General features: G+C 67.4%; 30 protein-coding genes. 15 read left to right on the top strand and 15 right to left on the bottom strand.

What is annotated here, in order from left to right; genetic code table 11:
• The first annotated feature begins 1 nt into the window (after position 1).
• From LQK89_RS17145 to LQK89_RS17085, 13 genes are all read left to right on the top strand, one after another.
• Complete coding sequence (locus tag LQK89_RS17145; RefSeq protein WP_251155656.1) at positions 2-364, top strand: ArsR/SmtB family transcription factor; 363 nt, start codon at positions 2-4, stop codon at positions 362-364.
• Positions 361-1281 carry a cation diffusion facilitator family transporter gene (locus LQK89_RS17140; protein WP_231050867.1) on the top strand — a complete coding sequence of 307 codons (921 nt, stop codon included), beginning with the start codon at positions 361-363 and terminating at the stop codon, positions 1279-1281. The genes LQK89_RS17145 and LQK89_RS17140 overlap by 4 nt, the downstream gene beginning before the upstream one ends.
• A gap of 59 nt (positions 1282-1340) precedes the next feature.
• Entirely contained in the window at positions 1341-3356 is a 2016-nt protein-coding gene (locus LQK89_RS17135; protein WP_231050866.1) for a cytochrome c oxidase assembly protein, read from the top strand.
• Between the two features lie 153 nt (positions 3357-3509).
• Positions 3510-3926, top strand: coding sequence for a hypothetical protein (locus LQK89_RS17130; protein ID WP_231050865.1), 417 nt, complete (start codon positions 3510-3512; stop codon positions 3924-3926).
• Between the two features lie 558 nt (positions 3927-4484).
• Positions 4485-4907 carry a M23 family metallopeptidase gene (locus LQK89_RS17125; RefSeq protein WP_231050864.1) on the top strand — a complete coding sequence of 141 codons (423 nt, stop codon included), beginning with the start codon at positions 4485-4487 and terminating at the stop codon, positions 4905-4907.
• 12 nt (positions 4908-4919) lie between these two features.
• Positions 4920-5516, top strand: coding sequence for a copper resistance CopC family protein (locus LQK89_RS17120; protein ID WP_231050863.1), 597 nt, complete (start codon positions 4920-4922; stop codon positions 5514-5516).
• Between the two features lie 23 nt (positions 5517-5539).
• Positions 5540-6772, top strand: a complete 1233-nt coding sequence (locus LQK89_RS17115; protein ID WP_231050862.1) for a M23 family metallopeptidase — start codon at positions 5540-5542, stop codon at positions 6770-6772.
• Positions 6773-6787: 15 nt separating this feature from the next.
• Entirely contained in the window at positions 6788-7465 is a 678-nt protein-coding gene (locus tag LQK89_RS17110; protein ID WP_231050861.1) for a DsbA family protein, read from the top strand.
• Between the two features lie 23 nt (positions 7466-7488).
• Complete coding sequence (locus LQK89_RS17105) at positions 7489-8079, top strand: TlpA family protein disulfide reductase (RefSeq protein ID WP_231050860.1); 591 nt, start codon at positions 7489-7491, stop codon at positions 8077-8079.
• Entirely contained in the window at positions 8076-8660 is a 585-nt protein-coding gene (lspA, locus tag LQK89_RS17100) for a signal peptidase II (RefSeq protein ID WP_231050859.1), read from the top strand. The genes LQK89_RS17105 and lspA overlap by 4 nt, the downstream gene beginning before the upstream one ends.
• A gap of 73 nt (positions 8661-8733) precedes the next feature.
• Entirely contained in the window at positions 8734-9429 is a 696-nt protein-coding gene (locus LQK89_RS17095) for a cytochrome c biogenesis CcdA family protein (protein ID WP_442874076.1), read from the top strand.
• A gap of 162 nt (positions 9430-9591) precedes the next feature.
• On the top strand, positions 9592-10515 hold the full coding sequence (locus LQK89_RS17090) for a cytochrome c oxidase assembly protein (protein ID WP_231050857.1): 924 nt from the start codon (positions 9592-9594) through the stop codon (positions 10513-10515).
• Positions 10516-10656: 141 nt separating this feature from the next.
• On the top strand, positions 10657-10995 hold the full coding sequence (locus LQK89_RS17085; protein ID WP_224442316.1) for an ASCH domain-containing protein: 339 nt from the start codon (positions 10657-10659) through the stop codon (positions 10993-10995).
• A 97-nt stretch (positions 10996-11092) separates the two neighbouring features.
• Here LQK89_RS17085 and LQK89_RS17080 read toward each other — a convergent pair whose 3' ends face one another.
• Positions 11093-11662: a recombinase family protein gene (locus tag LQK89_RS17080; RefSeq protein ID WP_231050856.1), complete on the bottom strand. Its 570-nt coding sequence runs from the start codon at positions 11660-11662 to the stop codon at positions 11093-11095.
• A gap of 564 nt (positions 11663-12226) precedes the next feature.
• The gene (locus LQK89_RS17075; protein WP_231050855.1) at positions 12227-13636 is read right to left on the bottom strand and encodes an MBL fold metallo-hydrolase; all 1410 of its coding nucleotides are present in this window, start codon (positions 13634-13636) and stop codon (positions 12227-12229) included.
• A gap of 283 nt (positions 13637-13919) precedes the next feature.
• On the opposite strand from LQK89_RS17075, the gene trxA reads away from it, so the two are divergent.
• Positions 13920-14273 carry a thioredoxin gene (gene trxA, locus LQK89_RS17070; RefSeq protein ID WP_231050854.1) on the top strand — a complete coding sequence of 118 codons (354 nt, stop codon included), beginning with the start codon at positions 13920-13922 and terminating at the stop codon, positions 14271-14273.
• Positions 14274-14359: 86 nt separating this feature from the next.
• Here the strand turns inward: trxA and LQK89_RS17065 are convergent, their stop codons facing one another.
• The 6 genes from LQK89_RS17065 to LQK89_RS17040 all read right to left on the bottom strand — a co-directional run bounded on the left by LQK89_RS17065 (position 14360) and on the right by LQK89_RS17040 (position 16658).
• Positions 14360-14512, bottom strand: a complete 153-nt coding sequence (locus tag LQK89_RS17065) for a hypothetical protein (RefSeq protein ID WP_231050853.1) — start codon at positions 14510-14512, stop codon at positions 14360-14362.
• Between the two features lie 43 nt (positions 14513-14555).
• A complete protein-coding gene (locus tag LQK89_RS17060) occupies positions 14556-14705 on the bottom strand; it encodes a hypothetical protein (protein WP_231050852.1) in 150 nt (49 codons plus the stop codon).
• Complete coding sequence (locus LQK89_RS17055) at positions 14699-15448, bottom strand: sulfite exporter TauE/SafE family protein (RefSeq protein ID WP_231050851.1); 750 nt, start codon at positions 15446-15448, stop codon at positions 14699-14701. Before LQK89_RS17055 ends, LQK89_RS17060 begins: the two co-directional genes overlap by 7 nt.
• A complete protein-coding gene (locus LQK89_RS17050) occupies positions 15448-15690 on the bottom strand; it encodes a DsrE family protein (protein WP_231050850.1) in 243 nt (80 codons plus the stop codon). Before LQK89_RS17050 ends, LQK89_RS17055 begins: the two co-directional genes overlap by 1 nt.
• Before the next feature lie 101 nt (positions 15691-15791).
• Entirely contained in the window at positions 15792-16094 is a 303-nt protein-coding gene (locus LQK89_RS17045; protein ID WP_231050849.1) for a rhodanese-like domain-containing protein, read from the bottom strand.
• 294 nt (positions 16095-16388) lie between these two features.
• Complete coding sequence (locus LQK89_RS17040; protein ID WP_231050848.1) at positions 16389-16658, bottom strand: metal-sensitive transcriptional regulator; 270 nt, start codon at positions 16656-16658, stop codon at positions 16389-16391.
• Positions 16659-16868: 210 nt separating this feature from the next.
• Between LQK89_RS17040 and LQK89_RS17035 the strand changes: the two genes are divergently transcribed.
• A complete protein-coding gene (locus tag LQK89_RS17035) occupies positions 16869-17141 on the top strand; it encodes a hypothetical protein (protein WP_231050847.1) in 273 nt (90 codons plus the stop codon).
• 534 nt (positions 17142-17675) lie between these two features.
• On the opposite strand, the gene LQK89_RS17030 is transcribed toward LQK89_RS17035, so the two are convergent.
• The 7 genes from LQK89_RS17030 to LQK89_RS17000 all read right to left on the bottom strand — a co-directional run bounded on the left by LQK89_RS17030 (position 17676) and on the right by LQK89_RS17000 (position 24404).
• On the bottom strand, positions 17676-18278 hold the full coding sequence (locus tag LQK89_RS17030) for a recombinase family protein (RefSeq protein WP_231050846.1): 603 nt from the start codon (positions 18276-18278) through the stop codon (positions 17676-17678).
• Between the two features lie 176 nt (positions 18279-18454).
• Positions 18455-18757 carry a DsbA family protein gene (locus LQK89_RS17025; RefSeq protein ID WP_231050845.1) on the bottom strand — a complete coding sequence of 101 codons (303 nt, stop codon included), beginning with the start codon at positions 18755-18757 and terminating at the stop codon, positions 18455-18457.
• Positions 18758-18852: 95 nt separating this feature from the next.
• Positions 18853-20226, bottom strand: coding sequence for an NADH-quinone oxidoreductase subunit N (locus LQK89_RS17020; protein ID WP_231050938.1), 1374 nt, complete (start codon positions 20224-20226; stop codon positions 18853-18855).
• A gap of 2 nt (positions 20227-20228) precedes the next feature.
• Positions 20229-21716 (bottom strand): complex I subunit 4 family protein, encoded by a 1488-nt coding sequence (locus LQK89_RS17015; RefSeq protein ID WP_231050844.1) that lies wholly within the window; start codon positions 21714-21716, stop codon positions 20229-20231.
• A gap of 2 nt (positions 21717-21718) precedes the next feature.
• Positions 21719-23548 carry a proton-conducting transporter transmembrane domain-containing protein gene (locus LQK89_RS17010; protein WP_231050937.1) on the bottom strand — a complete coding sequence of 610 codons (1830 nt, stop codon included), beginning with the start codon at positions 23546-23548 and terminating at the stop codon, positions 21719-21721.
• On the bottom strand, positions 23545-23847 hold the full coding sequence (gene nuoK, locus LQK89_RS17005; protein ID WP_092091742.1) for an NADH-quinone oxidoreductase subunit NuoK: 303 nt from the start codon (positions 23845-23847) through the stop codon (positions 23545-23547). Before nuoK ends, LQK89_RS17010 begins: the two co-directional genes overlap by 4 nt.
• The gene (locus tag LQK89_RS17000; protein WP_231050936.1) at positions 23844-24404 is read right to left on the bottom strand and encodes an NADH-quinone oxidoreductase subunit J; all 561 of its coding nucleotides are present in this window, start codon (positions 24402-24404) and stop codon (positions 23844-23846) included. Before LQK89_RS17000 ends, nuoK begins: the two co-directional genes overlap by 4 nt.

Here is a 24404-nt window from a genome sequence, read left to right as displayed (position 1 = left end):
CATGAGCGAATATTCGAACGTAGGGCTGTCGGAGTTCGACGATGCTCACGTTGAGATTGCGGCCGAGATCTTCTCGATGCTCGCTGATCCCACCCGGATTCGCCTGATCCTGGCGTTGCGCGAGGACGAGTTGTCGGTGAACCATCTCGCGGCGACGGTCGACCGGTCGCAGGCGGCGGTGTCTCAACACCTGGCGAAGCTGCGGATGGCGCGGATGGTGACCACCCGGCAGGAGGGCAATCGCGTGTTCTACCGGCTGGCGAACGACCACGCGAACAAGCTCGTGCACGACGCCATCTTCCAAGCCGAGCACACGGTCGGCGACGTGGTGCGACACCACCACAGTGCGGAGCACGACGCATGAGCGCCGGACATGACCACGCCGCGGACGCGCACGCGGTGAATCGCAAGCGCCTCGCGGTCGCGTTTTCGATCACGGCGACGATCCTCGTCGCGGAAGTGGTCGGCGCGATCCTGACCAACAGCCTCGCGTTGTTGGTCGATGCGGCACACATGCTCACCGACGCCGGCGGCCTCGCGACCGCGTTGATCGCAGCGAACCTCGCACGCCGACCGGTCACAGCGAAGCGCACGTGGGGGTTCGCTCGCGCGGAAGTGCTGTCTGCAACCGCGCAGGCTGCGGTGCTGCTGGCGGTGGGTCTGTTTGTGCTGATCGAGGGTGTTCAGCGGTTGTTCGCGCCGCCGGAGATCGCTTCGGCGGGGCTGCTGACGTTTGGTGTGATCGGCCTGGTCGGTAACATCGCGTCGATCCTGGTCCTGGTCAGCGGACGAAACGCGAACTTCAACCTTCGGGCGGCGTTCCTCGAGGTCGTCAATGACGCGCTCGGGTCCGTCGCGGTCATCGTCGCCGCGCTCGTCATCGCGGTCACCGGATGGGGTGGCGCGGATGCGATTGCGGGGTTGCTGATTGGCGTTCTGATCCTTCCGCGGGCCTTCAAGCTGCTCCGTGAGACAGTGAGCGTGCTGCTCGAGACCACTCCGTCAGGTCTGGACCTCGACGCGGTGCGGCAGCACCTCCTGGAACGGGACCGCGTCGTGGATGTGCACGACTTGCACGCCAGCCAGATCGCGACCGGACTGCCAGTGTTGACCGCACACGTCATCGTCGACCGCGACTCCTTCACGGACGGCTCGCTGCCGGCGCTGCTGGATGAGTTGCAGACCTGCGTCGCAGAGCACTTCGAGGTCAGCATCGAGCACTCCACGTTCCAGCTCGAGCCTGCCGGTCACACGCAGCACGAGCACACCCCACACACCTGATCGGACTCCATGCCCCGCACCGACCACCGCACCCAAACCCGCGCAAGCAGGTGGCTTCGGTGACCGCTCCCACAGCCCCTCAGCAGCTCAGCCGACAGGGCGCGAACACGATGACGGTGCTGACCGTCGCCGTGCCCGTCGCCTTAGGCTGCGCGCTGCTCGGCCTGACCATGACCGGTGCGCTAAACGAAGAAACGCAGCTCGTCGACGCCGGCAGCCTCGTCCGTTGGGGGATGCCCGTCGCACGAGTCCTGCATGACGCGATGGCGGCCGTCACTATTGGGCTGTTGATTGTGGCTGCGTTCGCGTTGCCGGCACGCCGCACCGACCACGGCGCCGTCTCCAGCGTCCAACACCGTGCTGCTCGGTGGGCGGCGACATCGGGAGCAGTCTGGTTCCTCGCCGCGGTCTCGGGCATCGTGTTCACCGGCGCGAACACAATCGGCGCTTCCATCGGCAGCGCCGTGTTCAACCGCATCTTCCCGGAGTTCTTGTTCCGCCTGGAGGCAGGGCAGGTGTACCTGGTGTCCGCCATCTCGGTGCTGATTGCAACAGTCCTCGCAGCGGTCGCGACTCGCGTAACGACGCTCGCTGTCGCGACCGTTGCTGCGCTCTTCGCGCTGTTGCCGTTGTCTCTCGCCGGTCACGCCGCGGGTTCTCTGGAGCACGCGAACGCCGTGAACTCCCTGGCGATTCATCTCGTCGGGGTGTGCGTGTGGGTCGGGGGGCTCGTCGCGGTGCTGCTGCTGCGGACCCGCACCAAGGGTGCCACCGGCCGGGTCATTGCCCGCTACTCGACCCTTGCCGGGTGGGCGTTCGGCGCGGTCGCGTTCTCCGGCGTCGTGAACGCTTCGCTTCGCCTTACCGGTCCTCTGGATCTGTTCACCACCTCCTACGGGTGGCTGATAGCGGTGAAGGCTGGGGCCCTGGTGCTCCTCGGTGTTGCGGGTGCGGTGCAACGACGAAAGATCGTCCCGGGGTTGCTGCGCGAGCCCACGAATCGGCGGCTGTTCGTCCGGTTCGCGTTGGCGGAAATCGTGTTCATGGCGATCGCGATCGGCGCATCCGTGGCCGTGTCTCGTAGCCAGCCGCCGATCCCGCAGGCTCCCGCAGTTGGTGCGGACACCCGCGACGGGCTGATCGGTTACACGTACCCGGCTCCCCAGACGCTCGAACGGTTCCTCACCGTATGGCACTGGGATTGGGTGTGGACCGCCCTCGCCGTGACCGGGATTGTCTGGTATCTCTTGGCCGTCCGGAAACTACGGCAGCGCGGCGATCGGTGGCCGATCGGTCGCACGATCAGCTGGGTGCTCGGCTGCGCGGTGTTCATCTGGACGATGAACGGCGGCCCCGCCGTGTACGGCATGATTCACTTCTCCAGCCACATGATCCAGCACATGCTGCTGATGATGTTCGTCCCACTGCCGCTGGTCCTTGGCGGTCCGGTTCTCCTTGCCCTCCGGACCCTGCCGATCCGCAACGACGGCTCCCGTGGCGCCCGTGAGTGGCTGCTGCTGTTCGTGCACTCGAAGTGGATGCACTTCCTCGCTCAGCCCGCCGTCGCCGGTTTGATCTTCGCCGGTTCGCTCGTCGCGTTCTACTTCACAGGTGCGTTCCAAGCGTCGATGCAGTCCCATGAATGGCACGTCGCGATGGTGCTGCACTTCGTGCTCAGCGGGTATCTGTTCTTCTGGGTCTTCGTCGGGATCGACCCCGGCCCCCGTCGGCCGCCGTACCCGATCCTGATCATCGCGTTGCTGGCGACGCTGGCGTTCCACGCGTTCTTCGGCGTCGCGGTGATGAGCAGCGAAACCGTGTACGCGCTCGACTGGTTCCGTGCTCTCGGACAGACCGACACCGGAGCGCTCCTGGCGGACCAACGCACCGGCGGCGGGATCGCCTGGGGAGCGGGTGAGTTGCCGATGGTGTTCGTCGCGCTCCTCGTCGTTCGGAACTGGCGACGCTCGGAAGAGCGCACCGCGAAACGCCTTGACCGGCAAGCTGACCGGGACGGCGACGCAGACCTGACCGCCTACATCGACCGGCTCGCCGCCCTCAACGACCGTGACTAGTCCGACAGCAGCACGACCCGCCTACTGGCGCCGGTTTGCAGTGCTCTCCCATCCGGATCCTCGACAATCAGCGTGGCGGCAACACGCCACCGTCCAGTCTGTGCGGCGCGAGTGCGTCCTGCACACTGGATGAAGCCGCGCACGGCCCCCTCCATGATCATGACGACGCTTCGCCACGACCTCCCGCTCCGGCTGCTTCGAGCAGCCACCGCGGTCGTTGCTGCCGTCTTGCTGCTGCTGGGTGCGCTGACACTACAGAATCTCGCCAGCCACACCGACGAAGCAATCCCGACGCTCACCGGCGCTGTCGCATCTGCCCTTGACACGGCCGAAGTCGACCCGGCGGCGACGCATGTGGATGCGGAGCATGGTGCCGCGAGCATCTTCTGTGCCCTGCTCGGGTTAGCGGCGATGGTCGTCGGCGCGGTCGCCGCGCTGGCAGCGATCACATCGCCGCGACGAGCGCTGTTCGCGCTGTCGCAGATGCTCGCCCGTGTGGCCGTGGCGCCGCGGCGTGTGGCAGCACCATCAGCGGTATCGCTGACGGTGCTCTCGATCGCGCGCGTCTGATCACTCTTCCAGACGACCCTGCGCTGCGGGGCCGTCAGTTGCGTCCTGCCCGCATCTCACCGGAAGACCTTTCAACGCGTGAACTCTCCCGCACCCACTCCTGCCAACTCCGAACGTCCTTTGGCTCCACTGACCCGCCGTGAAGCCCTTGCCGCTGAGCGCCTCGAAGCCCGTTCGCGCCCTCTCGCCCGCAGACGGGTGACTGCAGGAATCGGTGGTCGCAGCACCCCTCGCCGGACTGTGACGCCGCCGGCTCCGATCGCAACGTCCGCTGGTCGGGCGCGTCCCGTGCCGTCAGCTGCGGCCGCGACGGCGGCAGCGGCAGCGGTGGTGCTGTTCGCGTCCGCAGCCCTTCCGGGCCCGACTGCGGCTGCGGCCACACCCGGGATGCCTCTAGCCACTGCGACGCCCGCGCAGACGCTGACCGTCGCAGCCGCAGCACTCGACCCGAACCTGGCCCGCGACAGCTTCACGGTCTCCGCCCCTGCACCGGCCCCCGCGACGTCGGCGGGCTCGTCAGGAATACCGGCAGTGGGGGCGTCGACCGGCGGTGGGGACGTGCAGTGGCCGTTCCCCGGCCCGGTGCCGATGAGCTCCGGGTTCGGGTACCGGATCGCCCCATGCACAACCTGCTCCAGTGCCCACCAGGGGCTGGATTTGACGCCTGGTTTGGGGACGCCGATCGGTGCCGTCGCTGCCGGCACGGTGCGCGTCGCTGGCCGGCATTCGGAGTTCGGCCAGTACGCCATCATCGACCACCGCATCAACGGTCGACTGGTTTCCACCCTTTACGCACACATGATCGTCGGCTCCTCGCCGCTGCGGGTCGGGCAGACCGTGGCCGCAGGCGACCGGGTCGGCCTCGTCGGTTCCTCTGGCCGGAGCACCGGCGCGCATCTGCACCTCGAAGTGCACCAGGACGGCACCACACCCATCAATCCGGACACGTGGCTTCGCGCCAACGCTGGCCGTGTCTTCTAGGAAAGGTTCCCCGTGCGTCTTCGCGCTCTGATCGCCGCCGCAGTTCCCGTTGCGGTCCTCACCGCTGTCCTTATCACCGCGACCCCAGCCGCAGCCCACGACGCCCTCGCGTCCGCCAACCCAGCCGCCGACAGTACTGTCGCCGGGGACCTCGACCAGATCACCCTGACGTACTCCGAGCCGCCGCTCGCGGCGCTGGAGAGCGGCATCATCATCAGCGTCGTCGACCCGGACGATGAGGAAGTCACCACCGGCCAGATCACCGTGGACGGCAGCACCCTCACCAAGCCGATCACCATCACCACGCCCGGTTCGTACACCGTCACCTGGCGGAGCGTGTCTGTTGACGGTCACCCCATCTCCGGTAGCTACCAGTTCACCTCCACCGGCAGCACACCCTCCCCCACCCCATCCGCGTCAACCGCGCAGGAGACCATCACTCCGACAGCTGCAGCGTCATCCGCGGCGACCCCTGCCGCCTCCGGCGCGGAGTCGGCGCCGAGTAACAGCGCCGGAATCTGGGTCCTCGCCGGCCTGACCGCCCTCTTCATCGCGGCAGTCGTCGGGATTCTTCTCATCACTCGCCGCCGCCCGAAGGCACCCGAGTGATGCGCCGGCATGTCCTCGCCGCCGTGACTGCCCTCACTGTCGCCGTCGCCAGCTTTGTCACAGCCGTCCCCGCCGCCGCGGCGACCGCGCCGACATGGGCTGATGTGCTCGAGGCGCGGAAGAGTGAAGCGGCCGCGGAATCGAAAGCCGCGGAGATCACTGCCCTGGTGCAGCAGCTCGAAACCGCGACCGCCGCGGCGAAGCAGACTGCAGCAGCTCGCGGTAAGGAGCTGCAAACTGCGCAAGATGCAGCGGACACCGCGACCGGCAAGTACGACACCCTCACCAAGCAGGCCAGCACCGCCCGCTCGGAAGCAGCAGGCGCTGAGGAGCAGATCGCGGCGTGGTCGGCGTACCTGTCCAGGTCGGCCGGGCGTGACCTGACCGCGTCGATCACCGCGGACAGTGGCACCCTCCTCGAGCGGCTCGGCACCGCGTCAAAGGTGACCGACACCATGAACGCTGCCCTCGAGGACGCGGCAACCCGCGCCGGAACCGCGGAGGCGTTAACCAAGCAAGCAGCCGCCGCCCGCCGCGAACGGGACCGGTTGCAGCAGAAGGCAGCCGTCACCTTCGCTGCCGCTACGGCAGCCGCGACAGAGGCTGCCGAGGCCGAGATGGCGCAACGAGCCCGGAAGCAGGAACTCACCGATCAGCTCGCGGTTCTGCGGGACCGCACGCTCAACGCCGAGTCGGCGTACGCGGAAGCGGAACGGCGCCGCGTCGCAGCAGCCCGAGCGGAAGCTGCCCGGATCGCCGCCGCAGCAGCTGCGGCCCGCGCAGCACAGACCCCACCAAGCACTGCAGACTCAGCGGCTGCACCAGCCGGGAACCCAGGGGCCGTGTCGTCGTCAGGATGGACGAAACCGATCCGGTCGTACTCGTCGTACCAGGCCTACGGCAACCGCCTCCACCCGATCCTCAACTACTACCGGCTGCACGCCGGCGACGACTTCGGGGCAGCGTGCGGCACTGGCCTCTACGCCGTCGCTGCCGGCACCGTCACGTATGCAGGCCCCTACGGCGACTACGGCAACCTCGTCACCATCGACCACGGCGGCGGCGTCACCAGCAACTACGCGCACATGTTCCCTTCGGGCGTGCTCGTGCGAGCTGGCCAGAAAGTCAGCGCCGGCCAGACCGTCGCCGCGGTCGGTAACGCCGGCCTGTCCACCGGCTGCCACCTCCACTTCGAGATCCGTCAGAACGGCACCCCCGTCCCACCGACACCGTTCCTCAACGCGCGCGGCGCGTGACCGAAAGGCCAGCACATGACCAAAAGCGCCCGCATCGGCATCATCTCCGGCGTCATCGCCGGAGCGCTCGTCATCATCATCGTCGCGGTGTTCGTCATCCGGGCGAACATCGAAAACACCCGTGCCGGCGCTCCAGCCAGCACGGCAGCGGCCACAGCTGAAGCGCTCACGCCGACGCACGTGCTCGGCGAGGAAGGCGACGGAGCGATCACCGTCGTTGAGTTCCTCGACTTCGAATGCGAAGCGTGCGGTGCGTTCTACCCCTACGTCGAACAGCTCCGGAAGGACTACGCCGGCAAAATCACGTTCGGGTTCCGCTACTTCCCGCTCCCCGGCCACGGCAACTCCCGCACCTCCGCAAGCGCAGTTGAAGCAGCAGCTCGCCAAAACCAGCTCGAGCCGATGTACCAGCGGATGTACGAGACGCAAGCCGAGTGGGGTGAGCGGGGCACCGACTCCCAAGCGGACCGGTTCCGCGGCTACGCCGAAGACCTTGGCCTCGACATGCGACAGTACGACCGCGACGTCGACAGCTCCAGCGTGCAGAAGCTCATCCAGGACGACGTCAACCTCGGCACCCAGCTCGGTGTGAGCAGCACCCCGACGTTCTTCATCAACGGCAAGCCGGTCACGCTGCAGTCGTACACCGACCTGCAGGACGCCGTCGACGCAGCACTCGAGGAAGCCCAATGAGGCCGCGGCAAACTGGGATCCTCGTGGCGACCGTTGTGCTCGCCGTCAGCAGCGCGCTCGTGCTCACCGGATGCTCCTCCGACAGCGACACCAACACCGGTCTGAGCGCGCAATACCGTGACGGCGGGACGAAAAACTACGTCTCCGGGGACGGCACCGTCACCCAAGTGCCCCCTGCGAACCGGAAAACCGTCATCGATTTCGACGAGGTCTCCTCGGACGGAGAACCGATGCGCTCCGCCGACCTTCAGGGCAAGGTCGTCGTGCTCAACTTCTGGTACGCCGCATGCCCGCCGTGCCGCGCGGAAGCGAAGCACCTCAATACCGTCTGGGATCGCTACCAGGACCAGAACGTGCAGATGATCGGCGTGAACGTCCGCGACGCGAAGGGCACAGCGGCCGCCTTCGAACGGCGATTCAACGTCCCCTACGCCAGCGTGCTCGACAACGATCGGGGCCGGATGCAGTTGGCGCTCTCCGGTGAAGTGGCACCGAACGCTGTCCCCACCACCATCGTGCTCGACACCAAGGGGCGCGTCGCCGCTCGCATCGTCGGCGCGATCGATGGACCCGGCACCTTGTCCACCCTCATCGACGACGAGCTGCGCCGATGACGCAGCCCGCACCCGTCGGCGTTGACCGACAACGATCACGCCGGCGATCCCGGCGCACCCTCATCGCGGTTATCGTCACCGGTACCGCCATCGCAGTCCTCGACCAGATCAGTAAGCAGTGGGCCCTCTGGCACCTCGACCCGCACCGGACGATCCCCCTCGTCGGAGAGCTGCTCGGCCTGCGGCTGGCCTTCAACACCGGGGCAGCGTTCTCCCTCGGTAGCGACACGACCTGGATCCTGTCGCTCGTCTCGACCGTTGTCGTCATCGGACTCCTCACCCGAACCGTCCTCGGCACCTCGCCGAAATACACCGCCGGAGTCGGCGTACTGCTTGGCGGCGCCGTCGGCAACCTGTTGGACCGGCTCGCCCGCGGCGACCAGTTTGGCAGCGGCGTCGTCGTCGACATGATCAACTACGCCAATCTGGCCATCGGCAACATCGCCGATATCGCCATCGCGGTCGGCGTCGGCCTCCTCGCCCTCACCTACGCACGCACCTCGCCGTCCAAACGCCGTCACCGTGCTACCACCGCCACCACCACCAGCGCGGCTACCTCGACGTCAGAGGAGCTGCGATGACCTCGCTCGACGCAGCCGGCCCACGTGAGGAGCTGGAACGGTGAACTGGCAGGAAACCGTCTTCAGCGGGCAGATGATCGCAGCGATCCCGATCGCGCTCTTCGCCGGCCTGATCTCCTTCGCATCCCCGTGCGTGCTGCCACTCGTGCCGGGCTACCTCGGCTACGTCACCGGATCCGCCGCCGCATCCACGACCAGACGCACCATCGTCGGCGCGCTGCTGTTCGTCACCGGATTCGGCATAGTGTTCGTCGCCTACGGTGCACTGTTCGGCGCCCTCGGTACTTGGCTCGTGCAATGGCAGGACCTCCTCATCAGGCTCCTGGGCGTCATCGTCATCGCGATGGGAGCAGCCTTCATCGGGTTCCTGCGCCCACTGCAGCGCACCATCCGGACGTCCTGGCGGCCACGCGCGGGTCTCACCGGCGCACCGCTCCTCGGCGCGACCTTCGGTCTCGGCTGGACCCCGTGCTTCGGCCCCACCCTCGCCACCATCACCGCGCTCAGCCTCGACGCGGGCACGGCGGGCCGGGGCGCACTCCTCGGCCTGGCCTATTGCCTCGGCCTCGGGATCCCGTTCGTCGTCATCGCAGCCGGACTGGGCTGGGCGAAGAACACCGTCCGGTTCCTGCGCACCCACATCCGCGCCGTCAACATCATTGGCGGCGCGATCCTCATCCTCACCGGCGCGGCCATGGTCACCGGCGTATGGACACGCATCATGTCCGCCATGCAGGCCCTCATCGCCGGAACCACGCTGCCGATCTGAGACCAAGCCACGACGACCAAGTTCCCCCCGAGCCGTCGACTCGACGCGATCAGCCGTCACCACCGGAGACGAGGAAACGATGCCACCGCCACTCACCGACAGCGTTCACCGAGAACGAGCTCGACGGAGCTGCCCGGTTGAACAGCAGGAGGGACGGTAACGATGCCCCGTCTCGATTCGAGCGTCCTCTGGTCCTGGGCGACGGGACCGCTGTCGCCCGTAGCGATCGTCGCTGTTCTCCTAGCGACGACCTACCTCGTCCTGTACGTCAACGCCCGGCGTGGCCTGCGTGCCCCAGCTCTCGGTCGGGCCGTGGTGTTCGTCCTCGGGTGCGCGGTCATGTTCACAGCGACGACAACCGGCCTCCAGACCTACAGTCGCGAGCTGCTCTCAGCGTTCATGTTCCAGCAGCTGACTCTGCTGCTGATCGTCCCGCCGCTGCTGATTCTCGGTTCCCCGGGAACGGTGCTCCTGCGAGGCATGCCGCGCCGCGGAATCGGCCTCCACGTACTCCGGCTGGCGGTCGGCGTTCTCCGATCCCCGTTCGCCCGACTGATCCTGCATCCGCTGGCAGTCGTGCCGCTGCTCGTCGTGCCCCTCTTCGGGCTCTACCTCACCGGGGCAGCGGACGCGCTTCTCTCCATGGAAGCAGGACGAATCGCGCTCCAACTGACGTTCGTTGCTCTCGGCACCGTAATCATGCTGCCGCTCGCAACCGTCGACCCACTTCCCCGGCGCACGTCGTACGTCCTCCGCATCGTCGATGCGTTCGTCGAGATGCAGATCCATGCCGCATTCGGACTCACCCTCATGTTCAGTAGCGCACCCCTGGTGGCGACATTCGCCTCGCCGAGCACCGAGTTCGAGACCACCGCACTTCGCGATCAACAACTCGCCGGAGGTCTGGTCTGGACGTACGGCGAGCTACCGGTCGCCATCATCCTGCTCGCCAGCATCATCCGATGGCAGCGACAAGACTCCCGCAAAGCCGCTCGCGCCACTCGCGAAGCCGACCGGCAAGGTGACGCTGAGCTCCACGACTACAACGCCTACCTCCAAAGTCTCCAACGAGGCAGTGGGCGCTGACGCGCGTTTTTGGACGAGGGCAGCCCCTGTCTCCTGTCTCGATAGCCGGTCGGTCAACGGACGGTGACAGCTTCCGAAGTCGGACCGCCACGGGATCGGCACCACGATCGTCGCCCTGTCCCGCTGCGGCAGAGTGGATGCATGGTCAGTGCGACACCCAACACGATCCACTTCCATCGCAAGCACCACAAGGCAGTGATGTCCGGCGAGAAGGTCACCACCGTCCGGTGGAACGAGGACGTACCGGTGGGAGCAGCCGTGTTCATCTTCGATGAACACCCGACGGCAGGACCGGTCCCCGGCACCGTGATCGCCGTGCACCGATACCGGCTCGACAGTCTCACTGCCGAACAAGCCCACCAGCCTCCTGAGACTGACATGCAGCTCTTCGCGCAGCAGCTGCGCGAGAACTACTACCCGGATATGCCTTCCGACGCTGTGGTCGAGGTCGCCGAGCTCGCGATTGAGGCGTCCCGATAGACGATCGGCCATCGAGACGGCCCGCACCCTCCCTGAGCACCTGCAAATCAACAACTTTCCGTACCGGGCGATGGCTACCCGAGAATCGGGGCACCTCTCACTTGGGGTCGGCGCGGTGGACGGCTCGGTAGACGGTGGCTCGAGCGACGCCGAAGAGCTCGGCAAGGTCGCTGGTGGTGTGGGTGCCGGCGCGGTGTAGCTCGACCAGGTGCTTCTCCTGCGCCTTGTTGAGCTTCGGCTTACCGCCGCGGAGCTTGCCGGCGGCCTTCGCGATCGCCATGCCCTCGCGGGTGCGTGCTCGAATGAGGTCGGCCTCGAACTCGGCGACCATGCCGAGGACGTTGAAGAGGAGCCGTCCGACCGGGTCGGTGGGGTCGTAGATCGATCCTCCGAGGTTCAGGGCGACGCCCTTCTTGGTGAGCTCGTCCGCGATGTCGGTTGCGTCGCGAAGCGATCGGGCGAGCCGGTCGAGCTTCGTGACGACGAGGGTGTCGCCAGCTCGGACGGAAGCGAGAGCTGATCGGAGTCCGGGGCGTTCTCGAGTTGTCCCGGACATGCCGTGATCGACGTGGATGTCCTGATCCGCGACTCCGAGGGCATGTAGGCCGTCGCGCTGCGCCGCGACGTCTTGTCCGGAGGTCGAGACGCGGGCGTATCCGATGAGCATGCTGGCAACTGTACTGTCAGCCGTACCCTCGCCGGGCACTTTCGCGGGACAGTCTGTTGAGACTGCAGGACTCAGGTGTTTCCTGGGTGCTCGGCACCCAACGTCGGGGCCGAGGGGGTGTCCGGGTAGCGGCCGGCTGACGGGCACTCAGCCTGCCGTGATGTCAGCGGCTGCTCCGCTGGGACGCAAACGGCCTCGCGACGATTCGGGTTCGCTGCGAGGCCGATGCGCTTGCATCAGTGTGCTCTGCCGATGCTGCAGGGACTGGGACGCGATAGCAGCATCGTCCACGAAGCCGTCGCTCAACCAGGTCCGATCGCGAACCCATTCACGGGTGGGCTCGGGATGCCAGCAGCCAGGATTACAGCACGTCCGTTCTGGCGCACCGCCGTGGTTGCAGGGCCGACCTGCACTCGGCGCACCACGTCCAGTCTGTCGTGCCGTGCGCCGGCGCACGATTCGACACCGTTCAGCAGCGACCACGCCGCCATAGCCGCACGACAGCGCCCCTCAGCCTGGACGCCATCCGGGTCAGAGCCGAGGGGCTACGAGGTGTCGGTTCGTCTACCGTTCCGCTGCGGCGTTGGCGTCCTGTTGCATGCGGGCGTAGCCGAGGTAACTGCCCTCGACCTCGATGACGGGGAACCCTGCCCGGCGCAGCGCCTGCGCGGCGACGATGTTGCGGGCGCCGCTCTGGCAGTAGCTGACGATGGTGCGATCCTTCGGGAGCCGGTTGGTTTCCCAGAGCACACGGCCAGCACCGATGCGGGTGGCGCCGGGGATGTGGCCGGCCTGGTACTCGCCTCGCTCTCGAACATCGAGGAGGAACGGTTCGTCGAGGTCCGCGATCTGGTCCGGCGCGACCGTCTTCGATGGTGCGGTCTCGATGCCCTCGAGGGTGGTGAAGTACCCGGCGGCGGTGTCGATGCCGACGCGGAGCAGGTGATCCCGGACATGCGCAGCCTGCTCGAGGTCCTCCACGAAAAGCAGCAGCGGCCGCTGTTCCCGTTCAGGGTCAATCGCCCACGCTCCCCACGCGGCGGTCTTACCCGTCGCCGGAATCGCGAGCGCGCCGGGCACCGTGCCAGCACGCACCGCCGTAGCCGCGCGGGTGTCGACGATGACGGCTTCACCGTCTGCTGCACGCGTAACGGCTTCAGCCGCAGTCACAGCCTCGAGCTCAGGCAGCGGGCCGAAAACGGCTGGGCCGTCGCGGTTCTCACGCTTCATGCGGGCGAAGTAGGCGTGCGCGTCGGGTTGGCCATCGAGGAGCTCCTGAACGAACCCGTCACGGTCATCCGCGGCGAGGTAGGGGCCCCACCAGGTGTAGAGGCGTTCGTAGCCGACGGTCGTCGACGCGATCGCGCCGAGCGCTTTCCCGCAGGCGCTCCCAGCGCCGTGCGCGGGGTGGATCTGCACGTGATCCGGCAGCACCAGTAGCACCTTCTTGAGGCTGTCGAAGAGGTCCTGCGCGCCCTGGAAACGGGTGTCCTTCCCGCCTGCTGCTTCGTCGAGGAGATCCGGGCGGCCGAGGTCGCCGACGAACACGAAGTCGCCGGAGAGCAGGTAGCCCGGGTCATCGGTGAGTGCGCCGTCGGTGACCAGGAACACCAGGTGCTCGGGAGTGTGACCAGGCGTGTGCCGGGCGGTGAGGCGGATGTTGCCGACCTGGATGACGTCGCCGTCGAACAGGCGGGTCGCGTCGAAGCCGTACTGCCAGTCGACGCCGCCCTCCCCCGACACGTACGCCTCGGCGCCCGTGACGTGTGCGAGCTCGCGGGTGCCGGAGAGGTAGTCGGCGTGGATGTGGGTCTCGGTGACCGCGACGATCCGCATCCCGTTCTTTGCAGCGGTGTCGAGGTAGACCTGCACGTCGCGGCGCGGGTCAACGACCACCGCTTCTCCGGTGGCCTGGCATCCGATGAGGTAGCTCGCCTGAGCGAGGTCCTCGTCGTAGAAGCGTTCCAGCAGCATGACTTCCCCTTTCGATCGGAACCAGACCAACAATACCCCTGGGGGTATAATGCTGTCCAGCCCCGCGGGGCGAACGGATTTGGCCAACGTCCTCGGCGGGCTTGCGAGCAATATACCCCCGGGGGTATTATAGGTGACGGAAAGGAGCCGTGATGTGCTTTCGAGTGACTTGTGACGAGTGCGGGAAAGAGACGTGGGGTGGCTGCGGCCAGCACGTCGAGGACGCCCTGTGGGACGTTCCGGCGGCGCAGCGCTGCCCGGGCCACGATGAGGAGGTTGCAGCGTGAGCGTGCAGGCGGCGACCGCGGCGACGTTGCAGCCGGTGATCGAGGGCGGCGGCATCGTGCTGGTGGACTTCTGGGCTGCGTGGTGCGGGCCGTGCAAGATGTTCGCGCCGATCTTCGAGCAGGCGTCCCAGACGCATGCGGACGTGACGTTCTGCAAGGTCGACACGGAGGCTGAGCAGGATCTCGCTGCAGCGGCGGGGATTACGGCGATCCCGACGCTGATGGCGTTCCGCGATGGGCAGTTGGTATTCCGGCAGGCCGGCGCGCTGCCCGCTCCCGCGCTCGAGGACCTCATCGCCCAGGTCCGCGCCCTCGAACCGGCACAGCCAGCATCCGAGCCGACCGCCTGAGCAGGTGCGGCGATCTTGCCGGAAGGGGCTGCGATCCGAGAGCGTTCGGATCCCAGCCCCTTCTACGTGCCTCGCTTCGGCTTTCGTTAGCTCGGGAAGGCCGGGTTGAAGCAGGCGTAGCAGATGGTGCCGGCGGCGGCGATCGAAGCCGCGAGGAGCGCGGCGCCGACGGCAAGTCTGATCAAGGACCCGCGGGTGACGCCGACGGCGTCGTTGTCGTCATGGGAAGAGTTCGACATGGTGTGCTCCTGATCTGCTGCCGCACTGGTGGTTCGGCGTTGATTACTGGGGGTTGGTGGCAGCCGCCGGTGGTGATGCGGCGGCGATCGCGGTGCGGAGCTGCGTGCTGGTCGCGGCGCCGAGGATGCGTGCGGCGACACGGCCGTCACGCAGGGCCGCTCCGGCGCCGATGCGGCGGCTCGTGGTCACCATGTCAGCGCGGTGCGGACGATGGTGAGGACGGCGATCGCAAGGACGAGGACCGCGAACACGCGCTGAAGGGCTTTCCCGCTGATCCGGGCAGCGAAGCGTGCCGCGACCAGGGACGCCGCGAACGCGGGCGCGGCGAACGCGATCGTGAGGGGCCAGTCCACGAACCCGGAACCGGCGTGCGCGGCGACGCCGGCGATGGAGTTCACGATCGTGATCACCAGTGAGGTGCCGATCGCTGCGGCAATTGGGAGGTTCAGCAGCAGCACCAGGGCCGGCACGATGATGAACCCGCCGCCGACACCGAGCAGGCCCGTGAGGAAACCGACCCCGAGGCCGACCAGGAGCGCACGCCACACCCACCGTCGCCCGGCGAGGAGCTCACCGGTCGCGGTTGGCCGGGGCCGCAGCATCTGGACGCCGGCGGCGATCATCAACGCGGCGAACGCGAGGAGCACCACGTGTTGCGGCAGGGCCGCGTTCACGGCGGTGCCGAGGAACGCGGCGGGGATCCCGACCGCGCCGACCGTCGCGGCGATCCGCCACTCGATGCCGTGCCGCAGTCTCGGGAGCACTGCCGCGACGGAGGAGCTGGCAGCCATCACCAGTGACGTGGACATCGCTTCCGTGACCGGTACCCCGATCGCGTACACCAGCGCCGGTACGGCGATGATCGCGCCCCCGGCACCGACCAGGCCGAGGACCGCGCCGACGAGGATCCCGAACGCGGCAACACCGATCAGCATCAGATTCGCACGTACGCGGCGCCAGCCCACTGCTGCTGCGTCAGGTACGTCACCGCCGCCGGCACCGTGCCCACATCCGGCAGCAGCGCCTCCGCTCCGACACCGATACGCTCCATGCTGTTCGAACACGCCAGCACGTCGACACCAGACCCTGCGATCGTGGTCAGCAGATCGTCCTGGTAGGCGCTGTTCGCGACGAGTCCGCGCACAGCGCCGCCTTGCACGACGACCTGCACGCTCACGTCCAACCCGAGGCCCTGAAACGAGTGCCGGGCCACCCGTAACGCCGCCGTGAGGACATCCGGGTCCTCAGCGAACGCGTGCAGAACAAGCCGGTGCTCCATCAGTGCTCAACCGGCTTCCCCGCCGCAACCCACGCCGACGTGCCACCGGCCACGTTGACTGCGTCCACGCCTGCTGACTGCAGCGCCTCCGTAGCCTGCGCGCTACGGCGGCCGCTCTGACAGATCACGTGCACCGGCCCGGCATCGCGCAAGGCATCTACGTGCTCACGAACGGTCGCCAGCGGCACGTTCCGCGCGCCGGGAACGTGGCCGGCAGCGTACTCATCGGGTTCCCTCACATCGAGGACTTTCCGGTCCACGAGGACGTCAAGGTCATCGACCGATACTTCCGGGATCGCCATGATCAGGCTCGCCCGAAGAGCCGGGAGAAGAACCCACCCGACGACGGTTCGTTCTGGTGCCCCTGACAGCGCTGCGACTTCGGGACACCGCGCATCACCTGGTCGACGTGCTGGCCGCAACCAGCCCACGTCTGCTTCCCGCACTTCTTGCACGTCACTGCACGACACATGGTCGACTCCTTCTGTTCAGGCCCCGCAGGGCGCGCCGATGAAATTCATGACCGGCAGCCGGCCACGAATGGATGGGGGGTGAAGCTCAAAGGCAGCGCAGCTGAGAGTGGCTGCCCTGAGGGGTCAGGCGAGGGTCATGAAGAGCTTCTCGAGCTCCGCCACGGTCATCGGGTCGGACTCGTCCTGCTCGTCGATGACGCACTTCTGCATCGCCGTCGAGATGATCTGGAACCCCGCACGATCAAGCGCGCTCGATACCGCCGCGAGCTGGATCACCACGTCACGGCACTTCCCGCCGTTCTCGATCGCGTCGATCACCGCATTCAACTGCCCACGCGCGCGGCGCAGACGGTTCAGGACCGGCTTCTGGGTGGCATCCACGGCAACACTCATCGGAAGTTCCTCTCACTCGACACTCGTTAGTATACCCCCGGAGGTATTGCCGTGACAAGTTGTCGAACCTGGGAAGCCAAGCGCAGACCTGCGCGGCCGCGTCGCGTCTGGCGCCGGGTTGCCGTCGCATTGGCGCTCGTTGCGGCGGGCCTGTGGGCCACGCGAGCGGGGACATCAATCGGCGTCTGGGCTATCGCGATCAGCGGCACGATGGCACTGGTCGCGTTGGCAGTCCGCCTCACGCCGCGTTGGGGTCGTCCGGCGGCCTGCCGTCTCCGCGGACCGGTGTTGTCGTTCGGACTCGTCCTGGTTGCTGCAGCACCTGCCAATGAACAAGACCTCATCGGCGCGCTTCTGCAGGGCTTCGGGGGCATGGTCGCCGTCGCCCAAGTCTTCGCCGGCCTCACAGCCGGTTACATCGCCATGCGTCTTCTGTGGCGCACCTACCGCGAAGAACAAGCGGGGCGAGGGCAGGCCTGCTGATCACAGCCGAAGCGGCTTCCGATGGTCAACCGGACACACGGCGGGAGCGAGCCCGACTCAGCGCACGCACGAGACGACGAAGCTCCGATCGGACGGCAGGGGCTACCCGATCAGGAGCGGATTCGGAGAGTGCTTGCTCGTAGGCGGCAAGCCACACGACTGCTCGTTGCCGGTTCCGGTTTCCGATCACGGCATTCCTCACAGACGGCATGATCAGCAGAATTGCGAAGGCCGCCAAGACAAGAGCTGCGATCGCGAATGCGACTGACCCCGTCCATCCACTCGAACTCGGTGCTGCGGATCCCACAGGGATTCGGGCCAGCATCACAGCGAGGATCGTGACCGTCGCTGCTTGGAGCGTGAGAACCAGGGTCGTCTCCTGATCGGCAGCGCGAGAGCGGAGCTCGGCGAGGACCAGTAGCTGAACGGCGTCGTCATCACGCATGAACGCGTCGAGCTTCTCGCGAGTGACAACGATGTCGTCGTGGAGGTGCTGAGCAACCTCAGGCCGGTCGCTCAGTTCAGGTCGCTTCTTCACGACGCCTCACCCGACTTCCGTCGCCGCCCCGCGAGAGGTTCGCTCTCCCGACGGAGCGCTCGATACACCGTGCTGCGACTGACGCCGAGGACGTCACCGATCTGGGCGACGGTCATGTCCTGCTGCTCGTAGAGGCGCCGTGCAGTTCGCACCTGGTCCACGGAGAGCCGCGGGGGTCGACCACCGGTCCGCCCGCGTGCTCGCGCGGCGGCGAGGCCGGCGTGTGTGCGCTCACGGATCAGGTCCCGTTCAAACTCGGCCAGTGCGGCGAAGACGTGGAACACGAGTCGACCGCCAGGCGAGGTGGTGTCGATGGTCTCCTGCAGTGACCGGAAGCCGACACCCCGCTCCCCCAGCGCCTGGAGCTGGTCGATGAGGTGCCGGATCGAGCGGCCCAGGCGATCAAGACGCCAGACGACGAGCGTGTCGCCTGGGCGGAGCTGGTCGAGGAGCTTCGTCAGCTCGGGGCGGTGCTCGAGCGAGCCCGACATCGTGTCGACCCACACTCGATAGCAGCCCGCTGCGTTCAACGCGTCAAGCTGCAGCGACGCATCTTGATCGGTCGTCGACACTCGCGCGTAGCCGAGGAGCTCTCCCATGCTCGAGAACGTAGCGGAACTCGCCGTGCACAGCTGGTAACGACTCATAGATACCGGCACTGAGTATCGCTACACGACTCGCCGTCTGAGGAGCCCTCACCGGCTCGGGCCTCCCGATTGTGCCACAAACGGTGGTTTACGGGACGTGCGCTGATTCAGTCGAGCTACTAGACGAGCTACTTCGCGGCAGCGATCGCGTCTCGAAGCTGCTCGAGGGTGGGAGAGCCTGCGAGACCGGCGGGTGTCAGATAAACCCGACAGGACAACCCGGCCGGAGCATCCGGTGCGGGAAACAACGGACTGCCATTTATGAGCAGTGTTGGGGAGCCCCGGAAGTCGGCCGCTTCGGCTTCTTCCTGGGTCGCGATGCGCTGCCGCAGTACCGTAACGGCGGGATGCTCCGCGGCGATTACCGCAAGCCGTTCCGCGGTCGCCTCCCAGTTCGGGCACCCATCGAAGTACTGCAGCGTGATCTCCATGTGTCGACCGTAAGTCAGACGACTGTGCGTTCAGATGGCGGGCCGGCGAGAAACGTCCCGGAAGTAGCGGAAGTGGGGCTCGGCAGTCGCGAGCGTCACAACTGCGAGAGAACTGGACCGCTCGCGACGGCGATGATGATCAGCGCACCGAGCGTCACGGCGGTGACCGTCGGCAGCCGACCTCCGGCAGGGCGAGACCGGGCTCCCGCGGGTGTCTGGAAGGCCGTGGACACCCAGCGGAGGGCGTAGAAGAGTGATGCGACCGAGACGGCAGCGGCGATGACCACCAGCCATGGCATCCCGCCTCGCCAAGTGGCCGTGAACACGGCGAGCTTGCCCACGAAGACGGCGGTTGGTGGGGTCCCGACGAGGCTCAGCAGGCCGATGAGGACGACACCGGTGATGACGGGATGTTCCCGTGCCGCTCCGCGCCAGGACGGGATTGTCGTGCGGTTTGGAAGCGCGGCTATCGCGGCAAACAGGGCCAGGTTGGTCACGGCGTAGAACACCAGATACATCAGCAGGGCGGGGCGTGCCGACGGTTCGACGCCGATCACGGCGACGGGCATCAGTAGGAACCCGACCTGCCCGACCGTGGACCAGCCGAGGAGTCGCGGGGCGCTGCGTTGCCAGAATGCCGCGAGGGTGCCGAGCATCATGCTTGCGGCGGCGAGCACACCAACCAGCAGCGGCGCGTTCACGGTGCTCGGTATGACGTCGACGAGGCGTGCCAGTGCTATCAGGGCCCCGAGCTTCGGGACGGTGGTGATGAACGCGGCGATGCCGAGCCCGGCGCCCTCTGCTGCATCCGGAACCCAGAAGTGCCCTGGGACCGCTCCGGCTTTGAACAGCAGGCCGGCGAGGACCCCGATGAATCCGAGCGCGATCGCTGCCGCCGGCACGTGTGGCAGCGCCTGTTGGAACTCAGGGTAGGTGCTGCCGCCGGCGACACCGACGAGGACGGCGATGCCGAAGAGCATCACGACGCCGAAGATCGCGCCCAGCAGGTACGTCTTCATGGTCGCCTCGGCTGCGGCCGGGGATCGGGACAGTCCGATCAACGCGTAGAGCGGCACGGTCGCTAAGAGGAACCCGGTGGCGACGATGAGCAGGTCGTTGGCGCCGGCCAGGACGATCGTGCCGAGTGCCGCGAGGAGCAGTAGGGATGCGGTCTCGCTCTCCCGAGCGGAACCTCGGGCGTCATCGCGTCCGATGAGCATCACGACCGCGGTCGCCAACGGTACGAGAATCCTGATCGTCGTCGTCGCGTCGTCGAGCGCGTAGCTGTCGCTGAAGACGGTCGGTGGTCCCTGGATCACGGCGGCCGTAACGGCGCTGCCGCACGCCACGGCGATCGCGAACCAAGTCACGAGCGCCTGCCGGCGTCGGGGCAAGAAGCTGCCGCTGAGGAGGGCGACGACGGCACCGCCCATGAGGATGATCTCCGGCAGGAGCGCGCCGTAGTCCATGTTCACGCGGGACCTCCGATCATCGCGGCGAGCTGCCGGGCGGCGGGAGCGATGAGCTGCAGCAACGGTCCGGGCACCACACCGACCGCCAGGGAGAGCAGTAGGAGCGCCCCGACCGTCACGGTCTCCCGAGCGGTGACGTCGGTGAATCCGTCGGCGAGGCGTTCCGTGGGTCCGGTGAGCAGTTTCTGCACGGTGCGGAGGAACAGGGCTGCGGTGATGAGGATCCCTGGCAGCGCGATCGCGGCGATTGCTGTTGCACCGATGCTGCCGGCGAAGATCTGGAATTCGGCGATGAAGCCGCTGAAGCCGGGGATCCCGAGCGACGCGAACGCGGCGACGGCGAAGAGTCCGGAGAACCGCGGGGCGGGCTTCGCGAGGCCGCTGTAGTCGCTGATCTCGTAGCTGCCCCGCCGGTCGTGGAGCACACCGGCGAGGAGGAACAGCGCCCCGGTGATGAGCCCGTGCGACACCATCTGCACGGTCGCGCCGGTAATCGCCAACTGCTGCGCCTGCGCAGAGGATGACCCGGTCAGACCCGCGGCACCGACAGCGAGCACGACGTAGCCCATGTGGTTGACCGAGGTGTACGCGATCAACCGCTTCACGTTCGTCTGTGCGAGCGCGACGAGCGCTCCGTACAGCACGGACACGAGGCCGACAATGACAATCACCCAAGACCAGGACCGCCACGCGTCCGGGAGCATCGGCATCGCGATGCGGAGGAACCCGTACGTGCCCATCTTCAGCAGGACGCTCGCGAGGACGACAGAGCCAATCGCGGGCGCGTCGGTATGTGCCGGTGGCAGCCAGGAGTGGAACGGGACCGTGGGGGTCTTGACGGCGAAACCCACGACGAGCGCGGCGAGAACGGCGCCGGCGGCCAGGGGTGTGCCGGTGAAGCCGTTCCGGGTGAGCTCGACCATGTCGAACGTGTGCGGTGAGGAGCCGAGGTAGAGGCCGATGAAGCCGAGCAGCAGCGCCAGGGATCCGAGGAACGTGTAGAGGAAGAACCTCAGCGCGGACCGCTGATGGTCGCCATGTCCCCACCCGGCGATCACGAAGTACATACCGACAATCGACAGGTCGAAGAACACGAAGAACACCAGCAGGTCCTGCGCGGCGAACACCCCAAGACACGTGGTCTGAAGGAACAGGAAGAGTGCCGCCTGCGGGCGGGGCCGGTCGGTGTCCCGCATGGCCCAAAGCGCGCAGACGAGGAACACAACGTCGGTCAGGAGCAGCAACGGCGCGGAGAAACCGTCAACGCCGAGGTGGTAGCTGGTGCCGACACTCGGCATCCACTCCATTCGCTCCTCCCAGCGCAGCCCCGACGCGTTGGATCCGGGAATGGACACGAGGATCCCGAGGACGAGCTCCACGATGCTCGTCATCAGCCACACCCACGCGGCTGCCCGTCCGGACATCGATCGCGTCAGGGCGAGGACCGCCGCGACGACAACGGGAAGGAACACGATCAGACTGAGCACGATCACCTCACGACCAAGAGCAGGACAGCTGCGGCAGCGACGGTCACGGTCGCGCCGATGTAGTAGTGGTGCACCTGGCCGGTCTGCGGTCGCCGAGCCAGTCGACCGAGGACCGCGATGGCGGAACCGATCCACCCCGTCACGGCGGCGGGGCCACGCTCATCAAGAGCGCGCACGGCTCGGGCGGTCTGCTCGAGCGCACGTCCCGACCGATCGACGGCCGCGCCGTAGCGGTCGTCGAGACGCGCGAGGACGGCGGCGAGTCGCAGTGTCGGCGTGGCGATGACTGCAACGGCTGCCCGCTCCAGCCCGAACCAGTGCATCCCAATGCGGACTGTGGGTGTGCGCCACAGGGTCAAGAGGACCACGACCACCGCGATTGCCGCAGACGCCGCGAGCTCCGGCCACGACACCGCCGTCCCGGAAAGCGGAGCGATCATCGGATGCAGCAGCGGTGTGCCGAGAAGCGCAAGTCCGGCTGCCGCGACAGCGAGCACCACCATCGGGACGACCGCGAGGCGTGGCACCCGCCGGGTGCCCCGTTCCTCGTCGTCCCAGGACGCTTCCGGTGTGCCGGCACGCCGCCACAGCAGCGCGATGATCCGGGCGGAGTAGGCCGCTGCAAGTGCCGCTCCGGCCAGGCCCGCCGCGTACAACCAGGGTTGTTCCTTCAGGGCTGCGGCGAGGACGACGTCCTTGGCGTACCAGAGCGACAGCGGCGGCAGGCCGGCCAGCGACAGCGCACCGACCGTGGCGAGGACGCCGACCGCAGGCCAGCGGGCGGCGATGCCACGGAGACCGGTGAACTGCTTTGTCCCGGTAGCCGTCAGCCATGCGCCCGCGGTGAGGAACAGCAGTGCTTTGGTGGCAGCGTGTGCGACGAGCTGCGCGGTGCCGCCGCTGACCGAGCCGACGCCAGCGGCGAGGACGACGAATCCCAGCTGGGATGCCGTCGACGCGGCGAGCACCTGCTTCAGGTCCCGCTGCGACAGTGCGATGACGCCGAGGACGATCGCGGTCGTGACGCCCACCCACGCCGCCGTCGGACCTGCCCAGCCGGTCACGTTCAGGAGCGGTTCGACGCGGAGGAGCAGGTACCCGCCCATGGCGACCATCGCTGCGGAGTGCAGCAGCGCACTCACCGCGCTCGGGCCCTCCATGGCGAGGGAGATCCAGAAGGAGAATGGCAGCTGCGCCGCCTTCCCGAAGCCGGCAGCGAGCAATCCTGCGGCAGCAACGTGCACCCAGGGGCCCGGCAGCGACTGCAGTGCGGTGAGTGACCAGGCGCCGCCGCCGGCGACGACTGCGCCCGCGGCGAGGTAGATGCCGAGGTCCCCGGCGCGGGTGACGGTGAACGCAGTGAATCCACCGGCGACGCGGTTCCGGTCCTGCCAGCGGAATCCGATGAGCGCGTAGGAGGTGGCGCCCATCACCTCCCATGCGGCGAGGAGTAGTGGCAGGCCGGTTGCGGTCACGGTAACGACGACGGCGGCGAGGAAGAGCAGCATCAGCCCGTGGAACCGCGCCGCCGGTCGGGTCCGGTCCGCAGTCGCGAACACGAGGACGAGGAATCCGATCCATGCCACGGTCGGCAGGACGACCGCGGCCAGCGCGTCGACGCGGAGATCCGAGCCGGCGGCCCCAAGCATCGTCGGCATTCCGCCGGTCACTTCCGCACCCGTGATGGCCGCGATGGTCGCTGCAATCGCCATGACCGCTGCCGTGGCGAGGCTGACGGGAACGGCGAACCGTTCGGCGAAGCGTCCAGCAGTCGCCAGTGTTGCCCCGACGAGGGCGGGCAGGATGATGGCGGTGATCAGCGCGGTGCTCACTGGCTGAGGTCCGTCGCGGAATCGGTCATGTCGGAGTTCCGAGAACGGTGCAGGATCGTGGCGACGGCGAAACCCATCGCCATCTCGATCGTCATCGCCGCGATGATCACCAGCAGCAGCACCTGCCCGTCGACGGTCGGTGCGAGGTACCACCAAAACGCGGCGGCGGCGAGGATGACGGCGTTGATCATCACCTCGATGCCCATCATCACCATCACCACCACCTGCTGCGAGATCGCGCCGTACAGTCCGATGGCGAACAGCGCGGCCACGACGAGCAGAACAAGTTGCAGGGTCATCGTCCGACACCTCCCCGTTCCGGGTCCACAGGGTCGCCCTGGAGGTCGTCTCCGAGCCGGTCGTACCGGCCACGCGGGTTCGCCAAGACGAGGGCGGCGATGATCGTGGCGAACAGGATCGGACTGATCGTCAGCATCACCAGCATCTTCGAGCTCATGATCGCCTCGCCGAGTGCACGGGTGGTGTCCGCAGCCGCCGTTCCGGCGCGGGCTGGCCACGGGATGAGGAGCGCGGCCGCGGCGAGGCCGACGAACACTGCGGCCGCAATCACTGCGGCGGGGCGCTTACTGTGGGTCATGTCCATCGGCATCAGCGCCGGGTTCATGCCCATGTACGAGACCATGAACACCGCCATCACGGCCATCTCCATCACCATCATCAAGATCGTGATGACCCCGATGAAGTCCAGGTGCAGCACCAGCACGGCGACGCCGACGGCGATGAATGACACCGCCAGCGCATACGTCGCGCGCGCCATCGAGTCCACCCGGAACACTGCGGCCGCGGCGAGCACCGCGAGGAACGCGGCGACCCAGAACACGATCGTTGCCATCAC

Origin of the sequence: Curtobacterium sp. C1, from assembly GCF_021049325.1 — a bacterium.
GTDB classification, from domain to species: Bacteria; Actinomycetota; Actinomycetes; order Actinomycetales; family Microbacteriaceae; genus Curtobacterium; species Curtobacterium citreum.
The sequence above is the reverse complement of the archived record's forward strand: the minus strand, read 5'-3'. Positions and strand labels throughout refer to the sequence as shown.

What these genes read in the sequence shown, in the direction of transcription:
- LQK89_RS17020 (WP_231050938.1), bottom strand. Translation starts at nt 20,226, where the DNA reads ATGGACTACGGCGCGCTCCTGCCGGAGATCATCCTCATGGGCGGTGCC.
- LQK89_RS17080 (WP_231050856.1), bottom strand. Translation starts at nt 11,662, where the DNA reads ATGCTCATCGGATACGCCCGCGTCTCGACCTCCGGACAAGACGTCGCG.
- LQK89_RS17085 (WP_224442316.1), top strand. Translation starts at nt 10,657, where the DNA reads ATGGTCAGTGCGACACCCAACACGATCCACTTCCATCGCAAGCACCAC.
- LQK89_RS17035 (WP_231050847.1), top strand. Translation starts at nt 16,869, where the DNA reads ATGGCACTGGTCGCGTTGGCAGTCCGCCTCACGCCGCGTTGGGGTCGT.
- LQK89_RS17055 (WP_231050851.1), bottom strand. Translation starts at nt 15,448, where the DNA reads ATGCTGATCGGTGTTGCCGCGTTCGGGATCCTCGTCGGCGCGGTCCTC.
- LQK89_RS17045 (WP_231050849.1), bottom strand. Translation starts at nt 16,094, where the DNA reads ATGGCGATCCCGGAAGTATCGGTCGATGACCTTGACGTCCTCGTGGAC.
- LQK89_RS17130 (WP_231050865.1), top strand. Translation starts at nt 3,510, where the DNA reads ATGATCATGACGACGCTTCGCCACGACCTCCCGCTCCGGCTGCTTCGA.
- LQK89_RS17060 (WP_231050852.1), bottom strand. Translation starts at nt 14,705, where the DNA reads ATGGTGACCACGAGCCGCCGCATCGGCGCCGGAGCGGCCCTGCGTGAC.
- LQK89_RS17095 (WP_442874076.1), top strand. Translation starts at nt 8,734, where the DNA reads ATGATCGCAGCGATCCCGATCGCGCTCTTCGCCGGCCTGATCTCCTTC.
- LQK89_RS17140 (WP_231050867.1), top strand. Translation starts at nt 361, where the DNA reads ATGAGCGCCGGACATGACCACGCCGCGGACGCGCACGCGGTGAATCGC.
- LQK89_RS17030 (WP_231050846.1), bottom strand. Translation starts at nt 18,278, where the DNA reads ATGGGAGAGCTCCTCGGCTACGCGCGAGTGTCGACGACCGATCAAGAT.
- LQK89_RS17040 (WP_231050848.1), bottom strand. Translation starts at nt 16,658, where the DNA reads ATGAGTGTTGCCGTGGATGCCACCCAGAAGCCGGTCCTGAACCGTCTG.
- lspA (WP_231050859.1), top strand. Translation starts at nt 8,076, where the DNA reads ATGACGCAGCCCGCACCCGTCGGCGTTGACCGACAACGATCACGCCGG.
- LQK89_RS17145 (WP_251155656.1), top strand. Translation starts at nt 2, where the DNA reads ATGAGCGAATATTCGAACGTAGGGCTGTCGGAGTTCGACGATGCTCAC.
- nuoK (WP_092091742.1), bottom strand. Translation starts at nt 23,847, where the DNA reads ATGACCCTGCAACTTGTTCTGCTCGTCGTGGCCGCGCTGTTCGCCATC.
- LQK89_RS17110 (WP_231050861.1), top strand. Translation starts at nt 6,788, where the DNA reads ATGACCAAAAGCGCCCGCATCGGCATCATCTCCGGCGTCATCGCCGGA.
- LQK89_RS17025 (WP_231050845.1), bottom strand. Translation starts at nt 18,757, where the DNA reads ATGGAGATCACGCTGCAGTACTTCGATGGGTGCCCGAACTGGGAGGCG.
- LQK89_RS17065 (WP_231050853.1), bottom strand. Translation starts at nt 14,512, where the DNA reads ATGTCGAACTCTTCCCATGACGACAACGACGCCGTCGGCGTCACCCGC.
- LQK89_RS17075 (WP_231050855.1), bottom strand. Translation starts at nt 13,636, where the DNA reads ATGCTGCTGGAACGCTTCTACGACGAGGACCTCGCTCAGGCGAGCTAC.
- LQK89_RS17090 (WP_231050857.1), top strand. Translation starts at nt 9,592, where the DNA reads ATGCCCCGTCTCGATTCGAGCGTCCTCTGGTCCTGGGCGACGGGACCG.